This window comes from Pollutibacter soli (genome assembly GCA_029269725.1).
Classification (GTDB): Bacteria; Bacteroidota; Bacteroidia; order Chitinophagales; family Chitinophagaceae; genus Pollutibacter; species Pollutibacter soli.
In genome coordinates this window covers 98765-117379 of sequence record JARJHS010000007.1, presented here as the reverse complement: position 1 = coordinate 117379, position 18615 = coordinate 98765, and the positions used below count along the sequence as shown (strand labels likewise).

7 protein-coding genes are annotated in these 18615 nt (G+C 42.3%); all 7 read right to left on the bottom strand.

Features of this window, described 5'->3' with window-relative positions:
- Window positions 1-383 precede the first annotated feature (383 nt).
- The 7 genes from P2W82_RS17130 to P2W82_RS17100 all read right to left on the bottom strand — a co-directional run bounded on the left by P2W82_RS17130 (window position 384) and on the right by P2W82_RS17100 (window position 18307).
- Complete coding sequence (locus P2W82_RS17130) at window positions 384-2357, bottom strand: tetratricopeptide repeat-containing sensor histidine kinase (RefSeq protein ID WP_336517141.1); 1974 nt, start codon at window positions 2355-2357, stop codon at window positions 384-386.
- 80 nt (window positions 2358-2437) lie between these two features.
- Window positions 2438-4621 (bottom strand): tetratricopeptide repeat-containing sensor histidine kinase, encoded by a 2184-nt coding sequence (locus P2W82_RS17125; RefSeq protein WP_336517140.1) that lies wholly within the window; start codon window positions 4619-4621, stop codon window positions 2438-2440.
- Entirely contained in the window at window positions 4539-6599 is a 2061-nt protein-coding gene (locus tag P2W82_RS17120; RefSeq protein WP_336517139.1) for an ATP-binding protein, read from the bottom strand. The genes P2W82_RS17125 and P2W82_RS17120 overlap by 83 nt, the downstream gene beginning before the upstream one ends.
- 149 nt (window positions 6600-6748) lie before the next feature.
- Window positions 6749-10168 (bottom strand): two-component regulator propeller domain-containing protein, encoded by a 3420-nt coding sequence (locus P2W82_RS17115; protein WP_336517138.1) that lies wholly within the window; start codon window positions 10166-10168, stop codon window positions 6749-6751.
- Window positions 10169-10302: 134 nt separating this feature from the next.
- The gene (locus P2W82_RS17110; RefSeq protein WP_336517137.1) at window positions 10303-13746 is read right to left on the bottom strand and encodes a two-component regulator propeller domain-containing protein; all 3444 of its coding nucleotides are present in this window, start codon (window positions 13744-13746) and stop codon (window positions 10303-10305) included.
- Window positions 13747-13748: 2 nt separating this feature from the next.
- Window positions 13749-15317 carry a RagB/SusD family nutrient uptake outer membrane protein gene (locus P2W82_RS17105; RefSeq protein WP_336517136.1) on the bottom strand — a complete coding sequence of 523 codons (1569 nt, stop codon included), beginning with the start codon at window positions 15315-15317 and terminating at the stop codon, window positions 13749-13751.
- Between the two features lie 17 nt (window positions 15318-15334).
- Window positions 15335-18307, bottom strand: a complete 2973-nt coding sequence (locus P2W82_RS17100; protein ID WP_336517135.1) for a SusC/RagA family TonB-linked outer membrane protein — start codon at window positions 18305-18307, stop codon at window positions 15335-15337.
- Between the last annotated feature and the right edge of the window lie 308 nt (window positions 18308-18615).

Below are 18615 nucleotides of genomic sequence, written 5' to 3'. Positions count from 1 at the left end.
TTTTAAGTTGAGAGTTGGTGTTCATCGTTGTTCGTTGTTCGTTCTTCGTTGGTCGTTGGTCGTTGTTCGTTGAAATGCTGCATTTTGCTGAAATCCGGAATAGTAGGATGCGAAGTCTAAACCGAAATCCAAAGTCGACCAGGTACAAGGCATTTCACGCTTTGACTCTAAAATGCGCCCAGACGCTGACACCAAAATTCCATTTTAATTCAATATCGGACAGGATTCGCATTTTTCAACGGCGCCCCTAAACTAAAGAATGTAGCTATGGAGCTTACAGGTCAAAGCGGAAATACAGGATTTAAAGAGGCGGAAAATAAAGTAGAGTTTACAAGGCAAGGCGAAAGAAGTCCGGACAAGTTATTGCGGAGAGTAGGATGGTTTCATGAATTTGTATGGAATGTGATGACAAATTCAGCTCCTTGACCGGGGAGGTTCCTGACGAATATTTCTCCTCCATGCGCTTTTACAATATCATAAGCCAGTGACAACCCTAATCCCGTTCCCTGCCCTGCAGGCCTGGGGGTGAAGAACGGCTGAAAGATTTTGTCAATAATGTCCTTCGGTATGCCACTGCCATTATCCGTAACCGTTATTGATATCTTTTCACCTTCCTTTTTTGTGGAAACAGCAACTGTCGGTTCATAGGGTTTTTCCTGATTCTGCTTCTTCATCTGTTTCTCCTGCACTGCAAAAAGTGCATTGTTAATTACATTTAAAAGCACACGACCCATGTCCTGCGGAACAATATTAATCCTGCCAATTGCAGGATCAAAATCGGTTTCGAGTTTAGCGTTAAATGATTTGTCCTTCGCCCGAAACCCATGATAAGCGAGTCTAAAGTATTCATCTGCCAATGCATTGATATCTGTTGGCTCCTTTGTTCCTTCACTCTTTCTAGAATGTTGCAGCATTCCTTTTACTATTGCATCAGCTCTCTTGCCATGGTAATTTATCTTTTCTTCATTTGAGATAATATCACCTGCGATGTCTTTTGCTTCTGAAAAACTTCCCGCATCAATTTCCTTTTTCATTTCATTCAGCAGGTCCTTATTGATTTCGGAAAAATTATTTACAAAATTCAGCGGGTTTTGTATCTCATGTGCAATGCCGGCAGTGAGTTCACCGAGTGATGCCATTTTTTCGGATTGAATCAGCTGGGCCTGGGTTGATCTGAGCTCCTTTAGCGTGCTCTCAAGATTTGTTTTCTGCAATTCCAATTGCCTGTTAACATTCAGTTTCACTTTATTATTCCGACGAAGAATCAGTGTGATGACGAGAAGTGCCACAGCCACGACAGCCACAAGAGAAATACTAAGAGTGTTCCGTATTGCAGTTTTCTCAGCTATCAGATCCTGTTGATCCTGTTGATCCTTTAAAGCTAGCAACTGAAGCTCACTGAAGTCTTTCACACCATAAATAGAATCGTTCAACGCATTAGCAATCGTGAGATAGTGCAGTGAACTATCCGAATTTCCCCTTTTTTTATAGATAGATGCTGCTAATGATGCAGCTTGCAAAATACCGAGGGATTGACTTTCCTTGTAACTGTTCTCCAGCGCTCTACTGGCATACAACAAGGCGGAGTCATCGCTGTTTAATCGAACATAAATCCGCGCTAGTCTCAGCTGACCAGTAACATGATCACTGAATAATGAACTATCCGCCGAACCACTTTCTATGAGCATGCGGTAGTTGCTGATGGCCTCTTCAAGTTTGCCCTGACTGACCAATACCTGGCCTAAGCGGTCGTAAATTAGATTTCTCAAACTACTTTTCAAGTATTGGCTTTCATTGCCAAGATCAAGTAAACGTATTGACTCTCTGTTATAGAACGAAGCAGAATCCGGCATATCCAGCATGGTATAGCAGTACCCTATGTTTGACGAATTAAAGCCCATAAATATCCAGTCGTTTGCAGCTTTCACCAGCTCCGTCCTGGCCGGAAGCAAACATTTCAATGCCTGCTGGTAATCTCCCAGATTTATATAGGTATATCCGATAAAAGTATTGGTGTAAGCTTCGCGCCATTTGTCGTTGTGAATCGTGTTTAGCTTTTTCGCTTCCAGTTTAGCTCTTATTGCGCGGGGAAATTCACCTTTGAACGTATATGCTTCACCCATCATCTGCAAACCAAAACTTGTGACAGGATAATTTTTCATTTTCACACCGATATCGTAAACAAGGGTTGCATAATGAAGTGCTGAATCCGGATTTCTGAAAAAAAATTTTCCAAGTTTTTGTAGAACTGGGTTTAACAATACAGTGTCTCCAGATTCCTCCGGCGAAGGTGCCTGACTGTTCGCTGTCTTAGTCAGTAAAAGCACAACCAAAGTGAATAAAATTGCAATGCGCATATACTTTCAGTTAATCTGTAAGCTTATTCGGTATAGATGAGTCGAGTTTCATCTGGCAAAGTTTAGCTCCGGATCGTTATCTACACCGGAATTAAGATGACCAATTCAGTACCTTCACCCGGGTAACTGTTTACATTTATTTCACCTCCATGTGCTTTCACTATATCATAAGCCAGTGACAAACCCAATCCCGTTCCCTGACCCGTCGGCTTTGTCGTAAAAAAAGGCTGAAAGATCTTGTCGACAATATTTTGTGGTATGCCAGTACCATTGTCCTTTACTGTTATTGAAAACGTTTCGCCTTTCTTTTTGGTGATAACCAACACCTGTGGCTCATAGGGAAGCTTTTGATCCTGGTTCTCTTTCTCTTTTTCCCAAACCGCATAGAATGCATTATTAATCACATTCAGCAACACTCTGCCTATGTCCTGGGGAACAACATTTATTTTTCCGACAGCAGGATCAAAATCGGTTTCGAGTTTTGCGTTAAATGATTTATCCTTCGCCCGAAACCCATGATAAGCGAGTCTAAAGTATTCATCTGCCAATGCATTGATATCTGTTGGTTCCTTTGCTCCTTCACTCTTTCTTGAATGTTGCAGCATTCCTTTTACTATTGCATCAGCTCTCTTGCCATGGTAATTTATCTTTTCTTCATTTGAGATAATATCACCTGCGATGTCTTTTGCTTCTGAAAAACTTCCCGCATCAATTTCTTTTTTCATTTCATTCAGCAGGTCCTTATTGATTTCGGAAAAATTATTTACAAAATTCAGCGGGTTCTGAATTTCGTGTGCAATACCGGCCGTAAGCTCACCAAGACTTGCCATTTTTTCCGATTGAATCAGCTGGGCCTGAGTTGATCGGAGTTCTTTAAGTGTTTTCTCAAGTATTATATTCGACCTCTGTTTGGTTCGGTTATTCCGATACAGCAAAAATGCTATCAATATACAAACAGTAAGGGCAGACAATAATAACAACATTCTTATCCTGTTTTCAAACCCTTCTTTTTCCAACTGATCTTTTTGTTCCTTCTCTTTTAAACTTACCGTAAGCAATTGCAAACGCTGCATTCTTTCCGGTCCATAAACACTATCAGCTATCGAAATGGCAATATCCTGGTAGTATAAAGCGCTATCATTTTTGTTCTGTTCCTTGTAAAGCGTTGTCAGCAACTTACTGTTTTGAAGGAGCCAGATTTTCTGTAAAGACCTCCTGTTATTAACAAAAGCAATGCGGGCATACTGAAGACTCGAGTCGGGTTGATTGAGTTTGTGAAAGAGGCGGGCGCGCAAAAACTGAGTTGTTCCCAAATGAACAACCTGATTTAAATCTGCAGAGGCTTTGTAATAATGCAAAGCTTTTTCATAATTCCCCTTTTCCTCCTGTACGCTTCCCATTCGCAGGAAAACCAAAGATTTTAATGCGGTTACCGATGCTAATTCACCGCTGGTCTCACCTCTCGCATGAGCAGCCTGTGCTTGTTCATGGTAATATAAGGCAGAATCGGCCATTTGCATTTTCGCGTATGCTTCGCCGATATTGGACAGCCGGAAACCGGCCATGCGCTCAAGCTGCACAGGCTTATCCAGTTCCTTTGCTGCGAACAGATACTGAAGTGCCTGCCTGCTGTCGCCAAGGTCTACATAGGCTGTTCCAATAAAATCGAAACATTCCTGTTCCAGGTGCTTATCCTTTATCTCCCTGCTGATCTGCAATGCTGCAAACAGATGTTCCAGTGATTCGGGAAAATCCCCCAGCAGTCTGTAATCTTCACCGAGGCTGCAGCGTACATAACCTTCACCTCTTTTGAACCGGAGCTTTCGGGCAAGGTCATACGCTTTCAATCCAAAATATATTGCCGAGTCAGGATACTCTGAAAAGCGACACACTATCCCTATAGACATCAACCAGAAAACCCGGATGGTATCCTCTGTTAATATATGGCCGAATCGCCTTTCCAAGGGAAGAGCCAGTATTGCATATTTGAATGCGGAATCTAAATCATTGCTTTGGGAATATGCACTGGAAAGTAATTGCAAGGCCTTTAATTCAACCGTATCACTACTTCTTCGGGCAACCGCTTTCTTCAGTTTTTCGATGTCATTGTCCTGTGCCCATACGGTCAATGTCAAAAAGTGTAAAAGAAACGCAGCGATCCAAAATTTCATTGAAGCATCTTTAGTCGTTTTTTTGAACAGGCAACTCGATAATAAAGCTGCTTCCCATGCCTGGCGTGGTTTCCACCAATAAATCACCTCCATGTGCCTTGACTATATCATACGCCAGACTCAACCCCAGCCCTGTTCCCTGGCCCGTGGGCTTTGTTGTAAAAAACGGTTGAAATATTTTATCAATCACTTTACCAGGAATTCCATTGCCGTTATCACTTACCGTGACTTTTATTTTGTCAGCGTCTTTTCTTGTGCGCACTGAAACTGTCGGCTCATATACTTTCACCAGCTTATCCTTTTCCTCCGAATGTTCTTCATTCTCTTTCTGTTTCTCTTTCACTGCATAAAATGCATTGTTAAACAGGTTTAACAACACCCTCCCAATATCCTGAGGAATGATATTGATTTTGCCGGCAGCGGGGTCGAAATCCGTTTTAATGGTTGTATTAAATGTCTTATCCTTTGCAAGCAAACCATGGGAGGCAAGCCTAATGTACTCATCACATAAGGCATTGATATCTGTCGGCTCCTTTGTTCCTTCACTCTTCCGGGAATGTTGCAGCATGCCTTTTACAATTGTATCTGCACGTTTGCCGTGGTGATTGATTTTCATTTCGTTTTCAGAAATGTCTGCAGCGATGATTTTCACTTCGTCATAATTTCCTTTTTCAATTTCTATATTTAAGTCTGAGATCAGCTCTCTATTTACTTCAGAAAAATTATTAATAAAATTCAACGGATTCTGAATCTCATGTGCAATGCCCGTGGTAAGCTCGCCGAGGGATGCCATTTTTTCGGCCTGTATCAATTGTTTTTGGGTGGAGCGAAGCAATTCCAACGTTTCCTGGATTTCCTGTTTTTGTTTCTGTAATGTCAGATTTGCCGCCCTTTGTTTTTTGTAACTCCTGTACAGAAATATACCGGAAATGAGAACCACAGCTAAAATAGTAGCAAGAGAAATGTAAATCGTTCGTGCGCGCGACCTGGCCACTTCATTACGGCGTTGTTGTTCCTTTAAACTCTCTTTAAATGTGAGCGTCTGTGTTTGTTTTGCTTTTTCAATATCTCTGCTCAAAACAGATGCTCCCAACACTTTTTCAGCATAGTAGAGTGCACTATCAATATTTCCTTTGGCTTTATAGTATTCTTTCAGCCTGAGGCTGGATTTACCCAAAAGATCGGATATCCTCATTTCACTCGCCACTTCGTATGCCGCCTGGTAAAAAGTAAACGCGGAGTCAGATATATGCCGGGCTGCATAGATTTCAGCTATGGACAAAAATATTTCGCCTGTGATCTGGTAATTATTATGCCTGTACGCAGCTTCCAGCCCTCGCTGCATAATGTTGAAAGCAGCCACCGTGTCTCCCTTCTTTAATTTAATCAATCCGAGATTGTGCAAAGCCTGCGCAGTATACTTCCTGAGAATAATTAATTCGTTCCTGTCTGAAATTGCAATAGATTCATTTGTATAGTACAATGCTGAATCGAGCTGCCCAGAATGCAAATAGATTTCGCCCAAACCCGTCAGCACCCAACTTCGAAACTGAAATTCGCTGCTTATTTTTGGTTCGATGGAAAGCGCATTGAAATAATTCTCTTTGGCCAGAAGCGTATCACCTTCCTTTGCATACAGATCTCCCAGGTTACGTCCAATCACAATCATCTGTGATGCTTTCCTGTTCACTTTCTGGAAATAATTCCTGGCTTCGATGAGATGCTGCAATGCTAAAGTGCTATTGCCAAGCCGGATGTATACCGCACCAAGGAAATCATTAGCCTGCCCTTCAAAAGCCGGCATTTTGAAACGTTGCGCCTCCTTTTTAGCAAGCAGGGCATATTTCAGGCTGGAATCGTTATTGATTTCGATATACGGAATAGCAATCCCGATTGTCAGGCGAAATCTTGCGGTATCGGCCGGATCCAGTTGCTGTAACTTTACTTTCATCCGGTTGATGGAATCTGCAAGCCTGTTGGTGTTTAATTGAAAATGCCGGGTAAATCCGGACTGAAAATAGAAAGGGAACTCCCTCGCAGAAGAATCGGTTTGCGCAGCAGAGAATTTCATCTGCAAAACAAATGATACAAGAACCAATATTCTTAAGACTACCATGTTATTAAACTCAATTGGTATCGCTTATCTCCATTTCATTCATCTTACTTTAACTTCAATCCATAAATAAAAAGCCAGCGAAAAAATCTGATAAGCTTGCCTTGCTATGATTCAGAATTCAAAACAATCGAAAATTGTGTGCCTTCTCCTTCTTTACTTTTTACTTTGATTTCTCCGCCATGCGCTTTTACAATATCATAAGCCAAAGACAGTCCTAATCCCGTTCCTTCGCCAGTTGGCTTGGTTGTAAAAAACGGTTGAAAGATTTTATCGATTACTCTATCAGGAATACCATTGCCATTATCCGATATTGTTACTATAATGTTGTCTGCTTGTTTTCTTGTGCATACTGAAACTGCCGGCTCGTATTCCATCTCATGGTTCTCCTTCAATTTCTTTGCTTGTTTCTCTTTTTGTTTCTCTTTCTGTTTTTCCCTCACTGCATAAAGCCCATTGTTAATTATGTTCAGCAATACACGACCGATATCCTGCGGAACGATATTGATTTTTCCGATCGACTCATCAAAATCTGTTTTAAGAATTGCATTAAATGATTTGTCTTTTGCGCGCAATCCGTGATACGCCAGCCGCAGGTATTCATCGCATAATGCATTGATATCTGTCGGTTCCTTTGTTCCTTCACTCTTATGGGAATGTTGTAACATGCCTTTTACTATTGCATCTGCACGTTTTCCGTGATGACTTATTTTGGCCAGATTCTCCCTGATATCGTGCAGCAACTCTGTAACCAAAGGGCTGTTCTCTCCTGCCTCCTGCCTTCTGACTTCGGCCTCTTCGGTTAATTCAGCGCTCACTTCAGAAAAATTATTCACAAAATTCAACGGGTTCTGTATCTCATGTGCAATGCCCGCAGTAAGTTCTCCAAGAGAAGCCATTTTCTCTGATTGTATGAGCTGCAACTGAGCGGCTTTTAATTCGGTAAGAGATTTTTCCACTAATTCCTTTTCTGCTTTTAATTCCCTGGTGCGGTTTGTTACTTTTTCTTCAAGAACTTTCTTTTCCTTCCTCAATGCATTCGTCCTCCAACGAATCACACCGGAAATGGCAATAACGGCAGCCACAAAATATAACAGGTAGGCCCACCAGGTTTGCCACCAGGGCGGATGGATACTGACAGGCAAAGAATATTCGCCTTTCGTTCCTTCATGGTTATATGCTTTAATTCGGAATGTATAGTTACCAGGCGATATATTAAAAAAATGAGCGGCCTGTTCACCTTTAACCTCCCTCCACTTATTGTCATAACCCTCCAGCATAGTAAAATACCTGATTGCCACGGGATCGCGGTAATCAATAGCCGAAAAGCTGAATGAAAGGTTGTTCTCGAAGTATTTTAAGCTCAGTTTATCCGGATCGGCATCCGGGTTAATAAACTGACTTCTGGTGGCATGGGGCAACGGGGCCGAGTTTACCTGTATTTCTGAAAGAACGATTTCTAATTTCGGAACAATAAACGCGAGTTGTTCTGGATCAAATGAATAAAATCCGGTTTGGTGACCTAGCAGGAAATGTCCGTTTTTTCTTTTGTGAAAAGCAAGCGGAAGGACGCTGTTGGGAATGATACCAAAATAATCCGCATAAATAAAAGTTTCTTTCGAAACAGGATTCACTTTTATGAGGCTGGAAAAATCATGTAACCATAAATTATGTTTATCGTCTTCCAGTACATTTAAAACAAGTGTGTTGCTTAATGGTGATTCAGTTTCGAAAAACGGCAGAAACTGATCTGTTTGTGGTTCATAGTAGTGCAGCCCCATGCTGGTGGCCACCCAAAGAGTTCCCCTGGCATCTTCCGATATTTTATGACAAGGCACATTTGTTATATAATGTTTGAAGAGCCCCGTTTTTGAATCCAGCCGGTTGATTCCTCCTGCAAAATCACCCGCCCATATAGTACCTGAATGATCTTCAAAAACACTTACGATAGCATTGGAACTGATTGTATTGGTATCCTTTTGATCATTTAAATATTGTGTCGCAAAATTTTTTGCCGGGTTATAACAAAGAAGGCCGTTAGTATTCAATACAAACCATATATTTCCATTTCTATCTTTTGTGATGTCGGGTACATTCCTGAATCGGGATTCCGGATTAAATTTAATGGGCACGTTTAGCCTGAAAAATTTTTTCAATGATGTGTTGAAATAGCCCGGGCCAGATTGCGTGCCGATCCACATTGTGTCGCCCCCGTCATAGTGGAGGGATAAAATTGTACTGTAGCGATCGAATAAACTAAATGAGTCAGCAGGATCGTGTTTGAATTGTTGAATCAGTTTGCCCGCTCGATCGTATTGCCTCAATCCCCCACCGTCTGATCCCACCCATAAATTTCCACTGTCATCTTCAGCAAAAGACGTGGGTGGATTGTGTTCGAATCCTCCTACGGTAGGCAGTGTTTTATCAAATGGATTCACCCGGTACAATTTCGAATTTTGTGTGGCTACCCAGAATTCTCCATCCCTCGATGTAAAAGCATTCCAACTGGATGTATCTGGAAATCCATGACTGTTTTTGAAATGCGTGATTTTTTCTGTAACAGGATCGTACCTGCTAATGCCGGATGCCAGGGTTCCGATCCATATTGCCCCGGTACTGTCGCCATTAATAAATGTGATCTTATCGTATATATCAGCCGCGCTTAACGGCGGTCGGCTTAGCTTTTCAGGGTTTGCACGGTCGTACAAATGCCTTTGGAAACGACCCGTTTTTCTGTCCATCGTATGCAGCCCATCACCGGAGGTACCTACCCAAAACACGCCACGATTGTCTTCGAAGACCGCAGCAATTTTATTATCAATCAGGCTTGCCGGATCTCTCGGATCGTGTTTGTAGCTTGTAAAGCTCCCATCTTCATTTAACCTGTTCAAACCTCCGTCTTCCGGATTGTCACGGGACCAGGGTCCTCCCGTCGCTATCCAGACTGTTCCGGAACGATCTTCATAGATCCTCCATATGTAATCACTGCTGATGCTATTTTTATTTCCAGGCTGATGATGGTAATGAATAAATTTCCCGCTGCTTTCATCAAGCCGATCCAGACCTTTGGTAGTTGCTATCCAGAGCCGGTGCTTGCTATCTTTAACTATTGAAGTGACTTCATCAGCGGCCAGACTGGAACTGTCATTGTCATTATGTCGGTAATGGGTGAACTTACCCGTAGCAGGGTCAAGCCGATCAAGCCCACTACCTCCGATCCAAACGACACCTGTATTATCAACAAATAAAGTTTCGATATTTAAAAGTGTTAATGAATTCGGATTGCCGTTTTCATATTTGAAACTGATTATCCTGCTTCCATCGAAACGGTGAATAGCAATTTCGCCCTGATCTGCAAACCACATGTATCCTTGCGGATCCTGCGCAATGGTCATTATTTTTCCCAGCGGCTTTCCGTTCGGTCCTGTTACGGGGTAGAACTGAAAATCTGCTTGCTGCGCAGCAACAAATTCGCTAAACATTAAAATGAAAAATGTTGTAACTGTTATGGCCAGATGTAATCTCATGGTAGCGAGAATTTTCATCATTTAGTTAAATCGCGAACCTTCGGAAATCCTGTAAGAAAACATCATCAGTATCTTTTTCAAAAAATTATTCTATAAGGCGCCTGATATAAAGAGTATGCTTTTTTATTTCCTGTTTAGCCGTCGTTAAGATCTGCATCCAGTTCAATAACAAATTCAGAGCCTTGACCTGGTGTACTTTTCACGAAGATATTACCACCATGGCCTTTTATGATGTCGTAGGATATAGACAGACCAAGCCCGGTGCCCTCGCCAGTTGGCTTTGTTGTAAAAAACGGGTTAAATATTTTTTCCTTCAGGTTGTCGGGTATTCCCATTCCATTATCGGAAATTGAAAGGACAACTCTATCTCCGGATTTCCGGCTGGTGACTGAAATTACTGGCTCATATTTTCCAGGAGACATTGTTTTATTTCCATTATCTGAATCCGATAGTGCTGATTGGCTGATCGTGATTTGTGACAACTCTTTTGCTTTAGCAGACACCGTCCAGAAGGCATTGTTGTAGAGGTTCAACAGAACCCGTCCGATATCCTGCGGAATAATATTCACCTTACCCAATGCTGGATCGAAATCCGTTTTCAAAATTGCATGAAATGATTTATCCCTGGCACGCATACCATGATAAGCCAGGCGCAGGTATTCATCAGCTAGCGCATTCAGGTCCGTGGGTTCTTTTATACCGGATGAACTGCGGCTGTGCTGCAGCATACCTTTCACAATCGCATCAGCTCTTTTGCCGTGATGATTTATCTTGTTTTCATTTTCATCCAGATCAGAAGCTATCATTTCAGCATTGGAATAATTTCCTTTTTTTAATTCCTCCTTCATTTCCTGGATTAACTCCTTATTGATCTCAGCGAAATTATTGATGAAGTTTAAGGGATTCTGTATTTCATGCGCAATGCCAGCAGTTAACTCCCCGAGAGAAGCCATTTTTTCTGATTGAATCAGCTGAGCCTGTGTGGCTTTCAATTGATGATACGCCTTTTCTATCTCTTTGGCCTGCGCTAATTCAAATTGCTGCGCTTTTTGTCGTTCTTTAATAATGATGCGTGCTTTCTGGTACCTGGAAAACTGGAAAAATGCCAGGACCAACAATAATCCATATATACAGTAGGCCCACCATGTTTTCCACCAGGGCGGATGAATTAAAATTATAATTTGCTTTTCTCCTTTTGAGCCTGTAAAATCAAACGCCTTTATCCTGTACATGTATTTTCCTGGTGAAAGGTTAAAATAGTCTGAGGCCTTTTCGTTTCTTACTTCTCGCCAGATGTTATCATGATTTTCAAGCATGGTAAAATACCTGATAGTTTCAGGTGCCTGGTAGTTCACGGCTGAAAAAACGAAAGACAGATTATTTTGATTAAAAGGCAGGGTCAGTTTGCTGATTTCTTCAACAGGTGTTTTTAATGGCTTCGTTGAATCCGGAAGGACAGGTTTATTGTTAATGAAAACGTCCGTTACTATGATGTCGAGGTTATTCGATTTCAATGGTATTTCTTCTGGATTGAATGAATAAAAGCCGTTGCTGTGGCCAGCAAAAAAATTGCCTTCCCTGGTCTGAAACAAGGCTCTTGGAGATTGAGAAAGATGTTCAATACCGAAATTCTCACCTAGTATGAACGTTTCTTTAGTATCCGGATTCAGTCTGATGATGGAAGAGGACGAATAAAGCCAGAGGTTTTTGAAGCGATCTTCACAAATTTGAGTGAGACCTGTCGTACCGGCTTCCGACTGCGGATCAAGAAATGCATAAAAACTATCCACATCAACATTGTACTTGTAGAGGCCTTTTTCAGTTGCAGCCCATAAAATGCCACGCGAATCTTCAAATAGTTCTAACGCAGAAAAACCATTCAGATAATGATGAAACAGTTTTTTTTGCTTGTCGAAAAGATCGATTCCTTTATTACCAGCAATCCAGCATTTACCGGCTTTGTCCTCAAAAACTTCAAACACGGTATTAAATCCGATACTCCCCGCATCTTTTGATGAATTCAGAAACTGTTCAACAGAATGGGTGTGTGGGTCATAAGAAACAAGTCCCGACGTCCAGCCGGCAAACCAGTATAGGCCTTGTTTGTCCTGGAATATACTGGTAAAAGGCATTCGTTGAATAGCTGTATCATACTGCACAGACAAGGGGATTTTTGAGAACTTATTACTTGATTTTGAAAAAAAACCGACCCCGTTAGCTGTGGCAATCCAGATGGTATCTTTCTGATTCTGAAAGAATGCGAGCACAATATTAAGACTGTCAAATAAGCTGTATGAATCCGCCTTGTTATGCTTGAAAGTTTGCAGGTGTTTTCCATTTTTATCGTACTTCAGTAATCCACCTTCATAGGTACCCGCCCATAAGAAGCCTTCGTCATCCTCAAAAAAACGAAATACCGGATCTGTGGTTGGTGTGTTACTGAAAGATTGCCTGAACGGGTTAACACGAAATAAGTGGTTCTCCTGGGTACTCAACCAGATAACTCCGTCCCTGGATTGAAATCCGTTCCAGATATATTTGTCAGGAAAGCCATTGCTGTTTTCGTAATGCGTGATTTTTTTTGTGATGGCATCATACCTGTTGATCCCGGAAGACATGGTGCCGATCCACAGGGATCCGGTGGAATCTTCGGTGATGAAACTGATATGATCATATATGTACTTAGGATTTAGCGGTGGCCGACTTAGCTGATTCGGGTTAGCAGGGTCGTGTAGAAATCTTTTAAAATTTCCTGTCTTTCTATTCATCAGGTGCAGGCCATCACCCGCTGTTCCTACCCAAAAATTGCCTTTACTATCTTCAAATATTGCCCTCACTTTATTATTTATCAGGCTTGTGGGATCAGCTGGATCATTTTTATAATTTGTAAAACTGCCGTCAGCTTCAAGGCGATTTAATCCCCCTTCCGCCTGACCCAGGTTATCCCAGGGATACCCGGTTGCGATCCAGAGGTTACCTTCCCTATCTTCATATATATTAGAAACAAGATTGCTGCTCAGACTTTTTTTGTCGCCTGGCCGATGGCGGTAGTGGACAAACCTGCCCGTCTTTTCATCGAGCCGATGCAGTCCCCGTTCAGTTCCGGCCCAAAATCGTCCCTTCCGGTCGAAGTGAATTGCCATAACCACATAACTTGTACCAGCGAATTCGTCCTGTTCAATCTGAAAATGTTTAAAAACCCCGGTTGCCGGATTGAATTGATCCACACCATCCTGATTCAAACCAATCCATATAATACCATTCTGATCTGCAAAAACAGCACTTACACTTTTACCACCCAATGAATTCGGATTTTTATCATCGTGCCTGTATTCAATTATCCTGAGTCCATCATAACGGTAAATGCAATCCGCACCTTCCCCGGAAAACCACATATACCCATACGGATCCTGGGCCATATTTCTGATTTTCCCGATCGGTTTCTGCAGCGGGGCATTTATTCCCACAAATTGTAAGGGACGATCCTGGGCAGAACCGGCGGTGACTAATACCTGCAGTATCGTTAGGAATTGAAAAATAGTCCGTATGTTACTTGCACTGATGATTTTTAATGCCATATTCAGTAACCCGGATTTTGTTTGAGATATTTATTCAATGCCACCTGCTCCTCCGGAATAGGGAATAACAGGTATTTGGGATCACTGTCATACATTTTTTCCTGGAATGGTTTAAGAAATGTTCCGAACCGGATCATATCCTGCCGCCGCCAGGATTCCCACCATAATTCTCTCCCGCGCTCATCGATCAGATCCTGCTCTGTTATCGCGGTCAAAGGGGAAGCGTTTCTTGATGGATGCGTTCTGATATAATTGATGATAGAAAGAGGACTACTTCCGTAAGGGCCTGCAGACGTTGCATGTCCTCCCCGATAAATTGCTTCTGCTTTCATCAGTAATACATCACTGAACCGGAAAAGTACAAAATCATTGTCCGGACTAAACGGACTCTGATAATCCGGATAATATTTTAAAGGCCTTATTCCCCCGTTTTCAATATTCGACGGGACCGTTTCGACATTATGAACTTCACGAAGAAAGTTGAGTCGGTTCCCTAAACGATCATTCAGCGGTGTATCCACTACCCAGTCATATTGTTGCCCAAAGAGGAATCCAACGTTTGTGCGATTGCCCGGATTTGGCGGGAAACCACTGGAGGGATAGGTATAACCCCGCCGGATGTCCCGGGCTTCAAAAAGATCATAAAAATCAGAAAGCGTTGACCCGCCATTGCAGCAACCAAACCCCTGGTTATAATGAAGTACCATTAGCCATATAAGAAAACTCTGGTTATCAGGTGTTGCATTGGGTTGATTCAGTAAGACAAAAATGTTTTCATTACTCAGTGTAGAATTATCTGGTGCGAAATTGTCAAAATAGTTTTTGCTCAATGAAAAGTTGCCGTTCAATATAATGTCATCTGCCAGCTCTATTACCTTGTTCATATCTTCTGCCGAAGGAGATGCCGGGAGAACTGGCCTGTGTTCATAGATATGTTTATTGAGATAACATTTCATGAGCAGAAAATCCGCAGCAAACCTATTTGCCCGAAAGTTTTGTGTAATGGGCAACAGCAATGGTTTTATTGCACGAATCTCATCGATTATATATTGGAGTGCTTCAATTCCCCTTCTCACTCTCGCGGGTTCTACCAAAGATTCCGCAGTATCGCGGTAGGGCACCTGGTCAAAAAAATCGAGTAGAAGATACATTACCCATGCGCGCACAAAACGCGCTTCGGCAGCCTGTTGCTCAGTTGGATGATACCGTAACAAATCGGTAGCGGCATAACTTGTACCGTTCAGATGATTAAATGGTTGCCTGATCTGATCATTGTTGGGCAACCATTTGTGCTCATGTAATGCACGCCAGACTCCGTTATCATCCCAGTCACCGCCGCGCGTGGGCATAATTGCCTCATCCGTTGTAAACTCCATCAATGGAAAAATGGATAGTTGCTGTGTAAAGGGAAGATACATGGACCTGTATACGCCAAGCAGGAGTTGAGCAGCATTGCTGGAATCTTCCTTCACCTGGCCGGACGTAACGTCACCGCGGAAAGATTCATCCAATTTCGTACAACACAGCATCGTTAGTGAAAGTATGATGATGAGCAAACAACTTTTTGACATACACAAATCATTAAGAATTACTGCAAGGTGAAATTGATCCCCAGCAAAAAAGTTCTCGAAGGTGGATATTGCGGGTAGCCGATACCGAGAGAAGGGATATTGCTTCCCGCAATGGCATTCACTTCCGGATCAAATCCCCGGTAGCCGGTGATTAAAAACAGATTCTGGGCCGTGATATACAGGTTCAGGTTTTTAAATGCTTTGCCTGCTTTTCCAAAGTTGTAGCCAATCGTCAGATTCGACATTTTAAAATAGTCGGCCTTTTCTACAAATCTTGATGACGCCGTCATCGGATTAGTTAGCGATTCCCTGACCGGATTCTCATACCTCCAACGCGAAATATTATTACCCACCTGTATGTTACCGATATGCAGTGCAATCATTTCTGCGGCATTATACACGTCATGACCAAAAGCGCCGACCATATTTGCCACCAGGTAAAACTTCTGGTATTGAAGATTTGTATTTACGCCTAATAAAGTTGTCGGGTTGGGATTTCCTACATATTGGAAAATAGTTCCATCATCTGCGAACTCGGAAAATCCATCTTTATCAAGTCCGAGATATTTTCTAGTATAAAAAGTCTGCATCGGATGCCCGTTCTGAATGATCTGTATGGGCCCTGACACAAATCCCGTGTAAACAGGCGTGGGAATATCCTTTACATTATTCTTCAGAAAAGTAGCATTTACGCTCAGATCCCATGAAAGCTTTTCACCACGTATGATTGATCCATTGATAAGCATTTCAAGTCCGCTGTTGATCACTTCACCGTCGAGATTAACCCATCGCACAACTGATGAAGGTGGTGCCGGCTGGATCGGGGGACTGGGAAATAATAGATCTGAAGTTGATTTGTGGAAAAAGTCGATGGTACCTGAAATCCTATCATCCATCATCGAAAAATCCAGGCCGATATCAAATTGCTGATCCGACTGCCATTTCAGATCAGGGTTGGGACTGTTCACCTGGATCAGACTTCCGTTGTCACGAAAAGAATATTTTGCCTGTGAAGAACCAGAGGGGAATTCCTGGTTACCCGTAATACCCCAGCCTGCTCTTAGTTTCAGCAGTGTTATAAATCCTGCTTTAAAAAAATCTTCTCTGCTGATAGTCCATGCAGCTGCAAAAGAAGGGAAATAGCCATACCTGTTATTTTCGCCGAATTTTGTGGACCCATCGGCTCTGAAAGTACCCGTGAAATGATATCGGTCTTTAAAGTTTAGCATCGCACGACCAAAATATGAGTTCAACTGGGATACCGGATCGATAAAAGAAGATATATTGCGTGCATCTCTTCCCGAATATTGAATGTAGTTTGTATAATCGAGGCCGTAGTTGCCAAATCCAATGCCCAGCGCTCCGCGCCCATCCAGGTAATTTCCCTTCATGGTAAAATCCATGAATTCATAACCGAGAACAACGTTCAGGTTGAGGCCCCTGGAAATATTCTTTTTAAAATTCAATGTGTTGGTGACCTGTTTGGTGATCATTTCTGAATTAGTGATCGCCGCAAAACCTGTAGGTGCATTTGGAGACATGCTTTCAGAAAATCCTGACACACCGGTGCTATAATTCAGACTCATCAGCAACTTATACTCCAGCCAGTCGGTGAATCTGAAATAAGGAGCAAAACTTCCGAGTACTGTGGTGATTTTAGTTTTGGTATTCACGTTCTCAATCGCGGCCACAGGGTTTTGCACATTAAGAATGTTTAATGACCCATCTGCATTTCTTATAGGAGCTGTAGGATTCCATTGAAGCGTCCTGGCAACGATTGATCCGGCTCCGATATCCGGATTTGGCACATCCTGGATTGACTGGTTCGCCATAAGGTTGATGTCGAGTCCCAGTTTTTTACTGTCGAGAAATTTGAAATTGGTACTCAAATCCATCCCATATTTTTTAAAGCCGGTGTGAATCATGATTCCATCCTGGCTTAAAAAATGTGTTGATATGCGATATCTGCCGGTTTCATTACCACCGGTAACGGCTACCGTATAATTTTGCTGCAGTGCATCCCTGAATACTTCATCCTGTGCATCCGTATTGGCGCCTTTGTCGAGGTTTTCCGGATCAGAAACATTGTAATAGACCAATGCATTTCTGAACTCCTCTGCTGACAATACTTTAACTTTTTTCAACAATGAAGACACACCAGTGGATATTGATCCCTGCACCTGGGGAGCACCAGCCTGGCCTTTTTTTGTATTGATAATCATTACTCCAAAAGCGGCCCTTGACCCATAGATGGCAGTAGCAGATGCGTCTTTCAAAATGTCGATTGAAGCAATATCGTCCGGATTAATAAAATTTAAAGGATTGATTCCTGACGGTTGCAACACTCCATTTAAACTGGATGCAGATCCAAACGAGCCAGGCACGCCTGCCTGCAATGTTCTTCCATCGAGCGCAACGCCGTCGATTACATACAATGGCTGACCTGTGCCGTTCAGTGCTGAATTACCACGGATCTTAATAGTAGATGCCCCTCCGGGCTGGCCATTATCTCTGGATATCTGTACGCCGGTAACCTTTCCCTGAACCAACATATCAGGTGACGAAAATATACCCTTGTTGAAATCCTTTGCTGTAACAGTGCCGACAGCGCCTGTCAGGTCTTTCACTCTTGCTGTACCATACCCGATCACGACGACATTATTCAGATTAAGCGAAGTTTCTGAGAGTACAAATGCAAGTGAAGTTTGATCACCGGCCACATGGCGGTAATTACGGTATCCTATAAACGAAATTATCAGTTCATTTCCCCGGTTTGCCTGGATATAAAAATTACCGCCGGTGTCAGAAACCACAGAAGTTTTCAATTGTGTATTTTGAATTGTAGCTCCTGCCAATGGACTGCCGTCGCCAGCTTTCACTGTACCGTGATATGTTTCCTGCGCGTACGCTGGTGTGTAAAAGAAAATGGATGCCAGGATATATAACAAAATCAAAAGTCTGAACCTGATCACATAGTGGCCAACTTTCATAACAGCAGAATTTGTATGGGCAATGGATGCTGTTGCCGTGTTTTTCACCGGGACTGGAAAAAACTTTTTATTACCAGTAATTCAAGCTACAAATCAGGTGGGCCGGATAAAATTCAGCCTGGGTTGCCGAGGGAAAATGACGGCTGTTATCGAAGCAATTCACAGAGTTCTGGTTGGTCACAATTCAATTTCACTGACCGGAGGTAATAGTAAAACTGTATAAACCTCAAAACATAATCACAAAGAAATTTTTTTAACCGGAGAGTTCCTGAATTTATTAAAATAGACCAAGAAGGCAAAATTTAATT

Coding starts and splice junctions, on each gene's coding strand:
- P2W82_RS17105 (WP_336517136.1), bottom strand. CDS start 15,317: ATGTCAAAAAGTTGTTTGCTCATCATCATACTTTCACTAACGATGCTG.
- P2W82_RS17115 (WP_336517138.1), bottom strand. CDS start 10,168: ATGAGATTACATCTGGCCATAACAGTTACAACATTTTTCATTTTAATG.
- P2W82_RS17100 (WP_336517135.1), bottom strand. CDS start 18,307: ATGAAAGTTGGCCACTATGTGATCAGGTTCAGACTTTTGATTTTGTTA.
- P2W82_RS17120 (WP_336517139.1), bottom strand. CDS start 6,599: ATGAAATTCTCTGCTGCGCAAACCGATTCTTCTGCGAGGGAGTTCCCT.
- P2W82_RS17110 (WP_336517137.1), bottom strand. CDS start 13,746: ATGGCATTAAAAATCATCAGTGCAAGTAACATACGGACTATTTTTCAA.
- P2W82_RS17125 (WP_336517140.1), bottom strand. CDS start 4,621: ATGGAGGTGATTTATTGGTGGAAACCACGCCAGGCATGGGAAGCAGCT.
- P2W82_RS17130 (WP_336517141.1), bottom strand. CDS start 2,357: ATGCGCATTGCAATTTTATTCACTTTGGTTGTGCTTTTACTGACTAAG.